Raw genomic sequence first — 11,278 nt, 5'->3', positions numbered from 1 at the left:
GCCATCGCCGGGCGCGGCACCTGCTTGCCGACCAGGCCGGCATTCGGGTCCCAGCTCTTGAGCTTTTCGTTTTCGGCCGCGTCCTGCTCGGCGCTGCGGTGGCCGACCTTGTCGACAAAGGGTACCGGCACCTTGGCGATGTAGAGCGCCACGCCCAGCGCCACCGCCAGGCCCACCAGCAGGCCGATGATCAGGCCCAGCAAAAAGCCACCGCGCTGCGCCCGACGGACGCCGCCAACTCGATTCATGCCAACTCCTGCTGCTCGCGCAACGTCCATGTCACATCGACTCCGGCGCGCTCACGCCGAGCAAGGCCAGCGCATTGCGCAGCACCTGGCGGGTCGCGGCCAGCAGCGCCAGCCGGGCCTGGGTCAGCGCCGCATTGCCGTCGACGAAAAATCGCTCGGCCGCATAGTAGCTGTGGAAGGCCGAGGCCAGGTCGCGCAGGTAGAAGGCCACGTCGTGCGGCGCCAGGTCCGCCGCGGCGCCGGTCAGCATCTGGGGGTATTCGGCCAGCTTCAGCATCAGCGCAGCTTCCGAGGGCGCAGTCAGCAGCGACAGGTCGGCCTGCGGCAGCGTGGCCAGGTCGCCGCCGTGCTCGCCCACCCAGTCGCGCAGCACCTTGCTGATGCGGGCATGGGCGTACTGCACGTAGAACACCGGGTTCTCGTCGTTCTGCTTGAGCGCAAGGTCGATGTCGAAGGTGAACTCCGTGTCCGCCTTGCGGCTGATCAGGAAGAAGCGCACCGCGTCCCGGCTGGTCCACTCAATCAGGTCGCGCAGCGTGATGTAACCGCCAGCGCGCTTGCCGATCTTGACCTCGGCCCCATCGCGCATCACGCGCACCATGGTGTTGAGCACGTAGTCTGGGTAGCCCTGCGGGATGCCGGCGCCCACGGCCTGCAGGCCGGCGCGCACCCGGGCGATGGTGCCGTGGTGGTCGGTGCCCTGGCAGTTGATGGCCTTGGTGAAGCCACGCTCGAACTTGGCCACGTGGTAGGCCACATCGGGCACGAAGTAGGTGTACGAACCGTCGGACTTGCGCATCACGCGGTCCTTGTCGTCGCCGTAGTCGGTGCTGCGCAGCCACAGCGCGCCGTCTTGCTCGTAGGTCACGCCGGCGGCCTGCAGCCGGGCGACCGTGTCGTCCACCCGGCCCGAGCTGTAGAGGCTGGTTTCCAGGTAGTAACTGTCGAACTTCACGCCAAAGGCCTGCAGGTCCAGGTCCTGCTCGTGGCGCAGGTAGGCCACCGCGAACTGGCGGATGCTGTCCAGGTCTTCCGGGTCACCCGACGCTGTGAACTCGCGGTCGTCGGCCTTCACCGTCTTCTTGGCCAGGAAGTCGGCCGCGATGTCGGCGATGTATTCGCCGTTGTAGAACTTCTTGCTCTCCGGGTTGTCCGGATCGGTGGGCCAGCAATCGTCGCCTGGCTTGAAGCCCTTGATGCGCAGCTGGGTGCTGTGCGCCAGCGTGGCGATCTGCACGCCCGCGTCGTTGTAATAGAACTCGCGGGTGACGTCGAAGCCCTGCGTCTGGAACAGGTGGCACAGGCTGTCGCCCAGCGCGCCCTGACGGGCGTGGCCCACGTGCAGCGGCCCGGTCGGGTTGGCCGAGACGAACTCCACCATCAGCTTCTTGCCGTTGGCCGGCTGGCGACCGAACTGCTCCGGCGCGGCCAGCACCTCGGCCACCACGGCCTGCTTGGCCGCCGGCGCCAGGCGCAGGTTGATGAAGCCGGGGCCGGCGATTTCCAGTGCGCTGACCCAGCGCTGGAAGGCCGGCTGCTGGTTCAGCAGCGCAATCAGCTGTTCGGCCACCGCGCGCGGGTTGGCGCGCATCGGCTTGGCCAGCTGCATCGCAGCGGTGATCGCCAGGTCGCCATGGGCGGCCTGCTTGGGCGATTCGAATTGGGGGACGAGGGCGGTGTCGGGCGCCAGTTGCGCGACCGCAGCGGCCAGCGCGGACTGGAGCTCTGCCTTGGCTTGGATCATGGGCGGGATTCTACGGTTCGGGGCCTGCCGCGCCCGGCGCCGGCCCCCGGGGCGGCAGCGAAAAGCCCGGCTGGCAGCGGGCTGATCGACGGATTGGCGTTGGCGCGAAGGTGCACAGTGCAGGCTCGGGTGGTGCTGTGCGCCAAGGCCGCCCCCCACCCTTTCTCGCCTGCCTGTCTTGAGCACCTCTTCGCGATCCTCGCCGCGCGCTTCGTCGACCTCGGCCACCCGCACCTCGTCCCGGACCAGCGCGCGTGGCGGCGGCTCGGCGAGCACCTCGTCCTCGCCTTCGCAGCCCGACATCACGCTGGCGATGCCGCCCCGCGACCTGCCCGAGGCCATCGGCAAGTACCCGGTGCTGGCCAGGCTGGGCACTGGTGCGACCAGCGAAGTCTTTCTCGCGCAGGACCTGTTCCACAAGCGCGAGGTGGCCGTCAAGCGCGTGCGCCCCGGCCCTCAGGCGACCGCGCTGGAGCGGCGCTTCTCAGAGCGCTTCTTCGCCGCTGAGGCCGCGCTGGTGGGCAGGCTGAACCATCCGAACGTGGTGCGCATCCTCGACGCGGTCGACGATCCGGTCGCGCCCTACCTGGTGATGGATTACGTGCCCGGCCTGACGCTGAAGCACTTCTGCTCGCCCGAGCGCCTGCTGTCGCTGGAGCAGGTGGTGGAAGTCGGCTTCAAGTGCGCGATGGCGCTGAACTACGTCTACCGCCAGGGCGTGATCCACCGCGACGTGAAGCCGGCCAACATCCTGGTGGTGGTGGACGGCAACGACATCATCGACCTGAAGGTCACCGACTTCGGCAGCGCGCTGAACATGACGGCCGACGAGACACAGGTGCACCGTGTCGGCTCGCTGGCCTACATGTCGCCCGAACAGCTGGACGGCGCCGAGCTGGACTGCCGTGCCGACATGTATTCGCTGGCCGCACTGCTCTACCACCTGGTGGCCGGCCGCCCGCCATTCGAGGCCGAGCACCAGGGCGCGCTGCTGCAACAGATCTGGAAGGCCGAGCCGCCTTCGCTGATGGGCTGCCGCGACGGCGTGACCGAAGCGCTGGACCAGGTGATCCGTGGCGCCCTGCAGAAAAAGCCCGCGGACCGCCCCGCCACCTGGGAAGCATTCGCCGAGGCGCTGTCCGGCCTGATCACCCACAACGAAGTGCCGCGCGGCCCCCTGCAGCGTGTGCTTGATTCCGAACGCTTCAACCTGCTGCGCACGCTGGACTTTTTCACCGACTTTGGCGACGCCGAGCTGTGGGAAGTCGTGCACCGGGCCCGCTGGCAGCGCTTCCCGCTGGGCCACCACATCGGCCGCGCCGGCCAGGAAGGCCGCCGCTTCCACATCATTGCCCAGGGCGAAGTCGAGATCCGCCGCAACAGCCAGGTCGTCGCCACACTGGGCCCCGGCACCTCCGTCGGCGAAATGGCCTACCTCGCCCCCAGCTCCGAGCTGCGCCAGCGCAGTGCCGACATCGTCACCACCCAGGCCTGCACCACCGTCTCGTTCACGCCCGAATCGCTGGACCAGCTCAGCCCACCCACCCGCCACCGCTTCGACCGCGGCTTCATCCGCGTGCTGGTGCGGCGGTTGCATGCCGCGCACGAGGCACTGGACCATCCGCGGCGCATCCTCTGAGTTGACGAATATTTTTCCGGCCGCTGTGCACCGCCGCGCAGAGTTGGCGTTGAATCGCGACGTCAGGGCGAGGAGGCCCTGGCTGTTCGGGCACGTCGCCCCATCGATTCACAAAGGACCCACGCCATGAAGAAGCTCATCCTTGCCCTGTCTTTGACCAGCCTGGTCGGTCTTGCCGCTGCCGCAACGCCTGCCGCGCCCGCTGCGTCGGCCGCTGCACCGGCGCCCTCCGCTTCTGCTGCGGCGCAGCAGAACAAGATGAAGACCTGCAATGCCGATGCGAAGACCAAGGCGCTGACCGGCGATGCGCGCAAGGACTTCATGAAGCAGTGCCTGAGCGCGGCGGGCGCGGCGGCGGCGCCGGAAGCGGCGGCGAGCGCCACGGCGCAGCAGTCGAAGATGAAGACCTGCAATGCCGACGCGAAGACCAAGGCCCTCACCGGCGATGCCCGCAAGGCCTTCATGAAGGACTGCCTGAGCGCGAAGTAAACCGCCAGGCTCGCCATTGGACGGCGCCCGCTGCCACCCGCAGCCGGCGCCGTTGTCACGTCTGGACCGCGTTGCCGCGCCAGTAGGCGGCGTCGCCATAGGTCTGCTTGAGGAAATCGATCCACAGGCGCACGCGCAGTGGCAGCATCCGGGCGCTAGGAAAGACGGCGTAGATGCCGTTGGGCGGCGCGGCGAATTCATCCAGCAGGCTGGCCAGCCGCCCGGCTTCGAGATCGGCCTGGACCTCCCAGGTGCTGCGCCAGGCGATGCCCAGGTCGCGCTTGCACCATTCGTGCAGCACCTGGCCATCGCTGCAGTCCAGCCGGCCGGCCGGGCGCAGGTAAGTGACCTGCCCGTCGACCCGAAACGCCCAGCCGCGGCTCTGGCTGGCTTCTGAGCTGAGCGTGAGGCAGGCGAAGCGGTTCAGCTCGGATGGGTGCCTGGGTGTGCCGGCGCGGGCCAGGTAGGCCGGCGTGGCCACGCATTGGCGGCGGTTGTCGGCCAGGCGCACGCTGATCAGGCTGGAATCGGGCAGGTCGCCCACGCGCACCGCGCAGTCCACGCCTTCGTTGACGATGTCGACCAGCCGGTCCGACAGGTTCAGCGACAGGCTGACCTCCGGGTGCTGGGCCAGAAAGCTGGGCACCAGTGGCGCGACGTGCCGGCGGCCGAATCCCGCCGGTGCGGTGATGCGCACATGCCCGCTGGCCCTGACCCCACCGGCCGACACGCTGGCCTCGGCGTTGTTGACCTCGGCCAGCAAGCGCTGGCAATCTTCGAGGAAAGCGCTGCCTTCGTGCGTCAGACTGATGCGGCGCGTCGTGCGCTGCAGCAGCTTGACGCCCAACCGCGCCTCCAGCGCATCCATGCGCCGGCCGATCAGCGCCGGTGCCACACCTTCGGCCTGGGCAGCGGCCGTCAGGCTGCCCCGGGTGGCCACCGCCACGAAGGTTTCCATCTGCTTCAGGCGGTCCATGCGTGCTCCCGGCTTGATTCCAAACTTAAAGTCACAAATCAATCGCAGACTCGGGACTTAATCTTTGTCAGAGTATCAAATAAATTCCCCGGCATGGCGGCCCGCCCGCATTCAGACTCATTGACGCTTCCTGACTCCAGCCCTGCAAAGGACATCCCCATGAGCACCCGCATCACCGAACACCGCCTGCAGATCGCCCCGGTGCTGCACCAGTTCATCAATGAACAGGTGCTGCCCAACACCGGTGTCTCGGCGGCCACCTTCTGGGCCGGCTTCGATGCCATCGTGCACGATCTGGCGCCCAAGAACGCCGCGCTGCTGGCCGAGCGGGACCGCATCCAGACCGAGATGGACGGCTGGCACAAGGCCCATCCCGGCCCCATCACCGACATGCCGGCCTACCAAGCCTTCCTGGCCAGGATCGGCTACACCGTGCCGGTGCCGGCGGACGTCAAGGCGACAACCGCCAACGTGGACGCCGAGCTGGCCACGCAAGCCGGGCCGCAGCTGGTCGTGCCCATCCTGAACGCTCGCTATGCGCTGAACGCCGCGAACGCGCGGTGGGGCAGCCTGTACGACGCGCTCTATGGCACTGACGTGATCCCCGAGGCCGACGGCGCGGAGAAGGGCCAGGGCTACAACCCAGTGCGCGGCGCCAAGGTCATCGCCTACGCCCGCCAGGTGCTGGACCAAGCCGCGCCGCTGGTCTCGGCCAGCCATGTGGACGCGACGAAGTACGCGATCGAAGCCGGCCAGCTGGTCGTGCACCTGAAGGGCGGCACGCTGACCGGACTGGCCGACCCGAAGCAGCTCGCCGGCTACCAGGGCGACGCGGCCGCGCCGTCTTCGGTCCTGCTGGTGCACAACGGCCTGCACCTGGACCTGCAGATCGACCCGACGACGGCCATCGGCAAGACCGACGCGGCAGGCGTCAGCGACCTGATCGTCGAATCCGCGCTGTCCACCATCCTGGACCTGGAAGACTCGGTCGCCGCGGTAGACGCCGAGGACAAGGTGCTGGCCTACCGCAACTGGCTGGGCATTCAGCTGGGCACGCTCACCGAGGAAGTCAGCAAGGGCGGCAAGACCTTCACCCGCCGCCTGAACGCCGACCGCGTCTACACGGCCCCCAGCGGCCAGGGCCAGGTCGTGCTGCACGGCCGCTCGCTGATGTTCGTGCGCAATGTCGGCCACCTGATGACCAATCCGGCCATCCTGTGGGGCGACGGCAAAGAGGTGCCTGAGGGCATCATGGACGCGGTGGTGACCACCACCATCGCGCTGCACGACCTGCAGCGCCACGGCGCCAATGGCATCACCAACTCGCGCCAGGGCTCGGTCTACATCGTCAAGCCCAAGATGCACGGTCCGGCCGAGGTGGCGTTTGCTGCCGAGCTGTTCGGCCGCGTCGAGCAGCTGCTGGGCCTGGCGCCCAGCACCGTGAAGCTGGGCATCATGGACGAAGAGCGCCGCACCAGCGTGAACCTGAAGGCCTGCATTGCCGCGGCCGGCAGCCGCGTCGCCTTCATCAACACCGGCTTCCTGGACCGCACCGGCGACGAGATGCACACCGCCATGTTTGCCGGCCCCATGCTGCGCAAGGGCGACATGAAGACCAGCGCCTGGATCCAGGCCTATGAGAAGAGCAACGTGCTGGTCGGCCTGCAATGCGGCCTGCGCGGCCGGGCCCAGATCGGCAAGGGCATGTGGGCCATGCCGGACCTGATGGCCGAGATGCTCAAGCAGAAGATCGGCCACCCCAAGGCCGGCGCCAACACCGCCTGGGTGCCCAGCCCCACCGCCGCCACGCTGCACGCGCTGCACTACCACCAGGTCAGCGTCGCCCAGGTCCAAAAGGAGCTGGAGCAGCAGGCGCTGGCCATGGACAGCAACGGCGAGCGCGAAGCCATCCTGGCGAACCTGCTGACCGTGCCGGTGGCCAAGGATGCCAACTGGAGCGAGGTCGAGCGCCAGCAGGAGCTGGACAACAACGCGCAGGGCATCCTGGGTTACGTGGTGCGCTGGGTGGACCAGGGCGTGGGCTGCTCCAAGGTGCCCGACATCCACAACATCGGCCTGATGGAGGACCGCGCCACGCTGCGCATCTCCAGCCAGCACATTGCCAACTGGCTGCAGCACGGCGTGGTCGGCGAAGCCCAGGTGCGCGACACCTTCGCCCGCATGGCCCAGGTGGTGGACCAGCAAAACGCCAGCGACCCGCTCTACCAAAGCCTGGCCAAAAACCCCACCGGTGCGGCCTACCAGGCGGCGCTGGACCTGGTGTTCAAGGGCAAGGAACAGCCGAGCGGCTATACCGAGCCGCTGCTGCACGCGTGGCGGCTGAAAGTAAAGGCTGGGGCCTGAACGACCTCGGCGCAGTCGCTGGGAAAATTCTCAGTCCTGCGCCCAGACGACCGCCTGCCCGCGCCCGGTCCAGCTTTCGTAGTGGTGCGCATACAGCGTCTCCACGCGGTTGCGCTTGATCTTGAAGGTGGGGGTGATGAGGCCGTTGTCCACCGTCCAGGCTTCGGTGACGATGACCAGGCAGGCGAGTTGTTCGTGCGGGTCCAGGCGCTGGTTGATGGCTTGCAGATGTTCGGCGAGTGAGGCGGCGAGTTCCATGCGCAAGGCGGTGTCGGCACATTTGGCGACCGCGTCGGCATTGAGCATCAGCAGCGCCAGCGGCTGGCCCAGGCTGGCGCCGCTGACGCAACAGGCTTCTACCGCCGGGTGCATCACCAGCTTGTCCTCGATGGGCGCGGGCGCAACGTACTTGCCCTTGCTGGTCTTGAACAAGTCCTTCACGCGGCCGGTGATGCGCAGGTTGCCCTGCTCGTCGTACTGGCCCTTGTCCCCGGTGTGCAGCCAGCCGTCTTCGGTGAAGGCCTCTCGGGTCAGCTCGGGTTCCTTGAAGTAGCCCTGCATGACGGCCGGGCTGCGCATCTGGATCTCGCCGTCCAGCGGGTCCAGCCGGCTTTCGACGCCTTCATACGGAATGCCCACCGTGCCCGGCTGCGGCAGGCCGACCACCGTGGCGTGGCTGACGCCGCAGTTCTCGGTCATGCCGTAGACCTCGACGATGGACAGGCCCAGGCGCTCGTACCAGCGCAGCAGCTCGGGTGGCATGGGCGCGGCGCCACCGGCGGCCACGCGGCACTTGTCCAGCCCCAGTGCGGCCAGCACTTTCTTGCGCACCAGCTGGCCCACCAGCGGGATGCGCAGCAAGCGGTCCAGCTTGGCCTGCGGCATGCGCGCCAAGACGCCTTGCTGGAATTTGACCCACAGCCGCGGCACCGAGAAGAAGCAGGTCGGGCGGGCGCGCTGCAGGTCGGCGGTGAAGGTTTCCGGCCGCTCGGCAAAGTACACGCGCATGCCGGTGGCCAGCTGGCCGTGCTCCAGCAGCGTGCGCTCGGCCACGTGCGACAGCGGCAGGTAGCTCAGCATGCGGGCGCGGTGGTCGATCTCCAGCCGGCGCAGGCCGGAACTGATGGCCCAGGCGAAGTTGCCGAAGCTGTGCATCACGCCCTTGGGCGCGCCGGTGGTGCCGGAGGTGTACATCAGCGTGCAAAGCTCGCCCGGCTCTCGCAGCGGCTCGCCGGCCAGTGGCGCGCAAGCCGCCAGCAGCGCATCCCAGCGTTCACCGCGTGCGCGTTCGGGTGCCAGCGGCATGCTCACGCAGGGCAGGCCGGCGGGAATGCCAGGCGCCATCGCGTCGAAGTTGTCCAGCTTGCCGATGAACAGCAGCCTGGCTTCGCTGTGGCTCAGGATCTGGCCGATGGTGTCGGCCGCCAGCGTGGGGTAGAGCGGCACCGAGACGTGGCCAGCCATCCAGATCGCGTAGTCGGCCATCAACCACCAGACGCAGTTCTTGGCCAGGATGGCGATCTTCGAGCCAGGCTCGAAACCTCGCTGCTGCAGGTGGGTGGCGATGCGCCGGGTCTGCTGAAGCACCTCGGCCCAGGTGAACTCGCGCACCTCGCCATTGCCGACGGGTTGCACGAAGGCCACGCGCTGCGGCTGCGTGCGTTCCCAGTGGTACAGCCGCTGCAGTGCCAGCGCCTCGGGCGGTGCCTCGACGAACTGGGTGTGCACGGACATCACCGATTCGGGAGCGAGAGGTGCATTCATGGACCGACCCTGTGGATGAACAAATGTCATCGCAGGCTAAGGGCCTGCCAAGCCGCCGCCATCCGCGGGAACCCGCGTTTGCGGCGGCGCTCAGGGAAGACACCGTTGCGGACAGCGCGGCAGGCTTTTGCCGCAGACCATTCACCGAAGGAAAGCGTCGTAGCCGGTCTTCAGGATCAGCGCGCTGACCACCAGGATGAACACGCCGCGCACAAAGCCCGCGCCATGGCGCAGCGCCATGCGGGTGCCCAGCAAGCTGCCGGCCACGTTGGTGACCGCCAGCACCGCAGCCACCTGCCACCAGACATGGCCCTTCCAGGCGAACAGCAGCAGCGCGGCGCCGTTGGTGGCCGTGTTCAGGAGCTTGGCCGCGGCGGAAGCGTGCAGGAAGTCGTAGCCCAGGATGCGCACGAACAGGAAGACGAAAAAGCTGCCGGTACCGGGGCCGAAGAATCCGTCGTAGAAGCCGATGCACAGGCCGATCACGCCGGCTGCCAGGCTTTCGCGCGCAGCGGCCAGGCGCGGCGCGTGTTCGCGGCCAAGGTCCTTGCGGGCCAGCGTGTAGGCCAGGATGGCCAGCAGCACCAGCGGCAAGGCCTTGCGCAGGCCGTCGGCACTGACCTGGGTGAGCGTCCAGGCGCCCGCCCAGCTGCCCAGCAGCGCCATGGCCACGGCCGGCATCAACCCACGCCAGTTCAGGCTGACGCGGCGGGCGAACTGCCGCGCCGCCCAGGCGGTGCCCCAGATCGCGCCGCCCTTGTTCGTGCCCATCAGCGAGGCAGGTGGCGCGCCGGGGTAGGTGGCAAACAGCGCGGGGACCAGTACCAGGCCGCCGCCACCGACGATTGCATCGACAAAACCAGCCAGCCCGGAGGCGGCCGCAACCACCAGCAGGTCCAGCATCGGTCGGTAAAAATTGGAAAGTGCCCGGGCGCCGCAACAGCGCCGCAAAACCTGGCCCCAGAATGGCGCAAGGGCGCCAACTAGCGTTGGCGCCCTTGCATTTTCACATTTTCATTTCTGCTCGGCCTGTACCGATCTCGCGATCTACAGGCCTTGCGGGCGGCATGAGTTCTGGTTATTGGCCCGGTTTGTCTCCTCGGGACCCCCTTCAGCAGCGCACCACAGAAGGGCATTGCGCTGAAAGTGCCTGCACTGTAATGGAGCAAGCACGTTTTTCGCATCAGGGCTTTCCCGGTCAAAATACGGATCTTTACCTACCCTTTCCGTCATCAGACAACCGATGCATGGGCCACCGGTGCACCTTCGCGTTGCGCAGCCTGCCGCTCGGCAATGATCCAGGCCGCCGCACGTTCGGCAATCATCAGCGTTGGCGAATTGGTGTTGCCGCTGGTGATGCGCGGCATCACACTGGCATCTGCCACGCGCAGCCCGCGCACGCCGCGAACACGCAGCCGGCTGTCCAGTACCGCAGCGGAATCGTCGGCGCGGCCCATCTGGCAGGTGCCGACCGGATGGAAGATCGTCGTGCCGATGTCGCCCGCCAGCCGGGCCAGCTCATCGTCGGTCTGGAACTGCAGGCCGGGCTTGAGCTCCTTCGGCTGGTAACGCGCCAGCGCCGGCATCTGCACGATGCGACGGGTCACGCGCAGCGAATCGGCCGCCACGCGCCTGTCCTCTTCGGCCGACAGGTAGTTGGCCAGGATGGACGGCGCAGCAGCCGGGTCCCTGGAGGTGATCTGCACCCGCCCGCGCGAGGCCGGGTTCAAGTTGCAGACGCTGGCTGTGAAGGCGTTGTGGCGGTGCAGCGGCTCGCCGAAGGCGTCCAGCGACAGCGGCTGCACGTGGTACTCCAGGTTGGCCCAGCGCTGGCCCGGGTCCGAGCGGGTGAAGGCGCCGAGCTGCGACGGCGCCATGCTCATCGGCCCACTGCGGCGCAGCAGGTATTCCAGCCCGATGCGCGCCTTGCCCCAGTGCGAGCTGGCCATGGTGTTGAGCGTGCGCACGCCGTTCACGCCGAACACCGCGCGGATCTGCAAATGATCCTGCAGGTTGGCGCCCACGCCCGCCAGCGGCTGGCGCACCTCAATGCC

8 protein-coding genes and 1 pseudogene are annotated in these 11,278 nt (G+C 67.9%); 3 read left to right on the top strand and 6 right to left on the bottom strand.

What is annotated here, in order from left to right; translation table 11 throughout:
- Together FKP22_RS10255 and argS are read right to left on the bottom strand one after the other, a co-directional pair.
- A pseudogene (locus tag FKP22_RS10255) lies at positions 1-248 on the bottom strand (SPOR domain-containing protein); the annotation flags it as partial.
- Positions 249-279: 31 nt separating this feature from the next.
- Positions 280-1,992 carry an arginine--tRNA ligase gene (argS, locus tag FKP22_RS10250; protein WP_141287394.1) on the bottom strand — a complete coding sequence of 571 codons (1,713 nt, stop codon included), beginning with the start codon at positions 1,990-1,992 and terminating at the stop codon, positions 280-282.
- A 178-nt stretch (positions 1,993-2,170) separates the two neighbouring features.
- Here argS and FKP22_RS10245 point away from each other — a divergent pair, with 178 nt between their 5' ends.
- Together FKP22_RS10245 and FKP22_RS10240 are read left to right on the top strand one after the other, a co-directional pair.
- A complete protein-coding gene (locus FKP22_RS10245; RefSeq protein ID WP_310733315.1) occupies positions 2,171-3,631 on the top strand; it encodes a serine/threonine-protein kinase in 1,461 nt (486 codons plus the stop codon).
- Positions 3,632-3,757: 126 nt separating this feature from the next.
- A complete protein-coding gene (locus FKP22_RS10240) occupies positions 3,758-4,120 on the top strand; it encodes a PsiF family protein (RefSeq protein ID WP_141287393.1) in 363 nt (120 codons plus the stop codon).
- Between the two features lie 55 nt (positions 4,121-4,175).
- On the opposite strand, the gene FKP22_RS10235 is transcribed toward FKP22_RS10240, so the two are convergent.
- Positions 4,176-5,096: a LysR family transcriptional regulator gene (locus FKP22_RS10235; protein WP_141287392.1), complete on the bottom strand. Its 921-nt coding sequence runs from the start codon at positions 5,094-5,096 to the stop codon at positions 4,176-4,178.
- 159 nt (positions 5,097-5,255) lie between these two features.
- On the opposite strand from FKP22_RS10235, the gene FKP22_RS10230 reads away from it, so the two are divergent.
- Positions 5,256-7,460 carry a malate synthase G gene (locus FKP22_RS10230; RefSeq protein ID WP_141287391.1) on the top strand — a complete coding sequence of 735 codons (2,205 nt, stop codon included), beginning with the start codon at positions 5,256-5,258 and terminating at the stop codon, positions 7,458-7,460.
- A gap of 30 nt (positions 7,461-7,490) precedes the next feature.
- Here the strand turns inward: FKP22_RS10230 and FKP22_RS10225 are convergent, their stop codons facing one another.
- From FKP22_RS10225 to FKP22_RS10215, 3 genes are all read right to left on the bottom strand, one after another.
- Entirely contained in the window at positions 7,491-9,224 is a 1,734-nt protein-coding gene (locus FKP22_RS10225; RefSeq protein ID WP_231010603.1) for an AMP-binding protein, read from the bottom strand.
- 141 nt (positions 9,225-9,365) lie between these two features.
- Entirely contained in the window at positions 9,366-10,127 is a 762-nt protein-coding gene (locus tag FKP22_RS10220) for a TSUP family transporter (protein ID WP_375140573.1), read from the bottom strand.
- 329 nt (positions 10,128-10,456) lie between these two features.
- Positions 10,457-11,278: GMC family oxidoreductase (locus FKP22_RS10215; RefSeq protein ID WP_233446831.1), on the bottom strand; the 822-nt coding region annotated here is incomplete at its 5' end.

Origin of the sequence: Ideonella azotifigens (assembly GCF_006519715.1) — a bacterium.
Classification (GTDB): domain Bacteria; phylum Pseudomonadota; class Gammaproteobacteria; order Burkholderiales; family Burkholderiaceae_C; genus Ideonella; species Ideonella azotifigens.
Note: the sequence above shows the minus strand (reverse complement) of the source record. Positions and strands in the feature narration are given on the sequence as shown.

Excerpts from the sequence above, each read along its gene's own strand:
- argS (WP_141287394.1), bottom strand. The coding sequence starts at position 1,992 with ATGATCCAAGCCAAGGCAGAGCTCCAGTCCGCGCTGGCCGCTGCGGTC.
- FKP22_RS10240 (WP_141287393.1), top strand. The coding sequence starts at position 3,758 with ATGAAGAAGCTCATCCTTGCCCTGTCTTTGACCAGCCTGGTCGGTCTT.
- FKP22_RS10235 (WP_141287392.1), bottom strand. The coding sequence starts at position 5,096 with ATGGACCGCCTGAAGCAGATGGAAACCTTCGTGGCGGTGGCCACCCGG.
- FKP22_RS10230 (WP_141287391.1), top strand. The coding sequence starts at position 5,256 with ATGAGCACCCGCATCACCGAACACCGCCTGCAGATCGCCCCGGTGCTG.
- FKP22_RS10225 (WP_231010603.1), bottom strand. The coding sequence starts at position 9,224 with ATGAATGCACCTCTCGCTCCCGAATCGGTGATGTCCGTGCACACCCAG.
- FKP22_RS10220 (WP_375140573.1), bottom strand. The coding sequence starts at position 10,127 with ATGCTGGACCTGCTGGTGGTTGCGGCCGCCTCCGGGCTGGCTGGTTTT.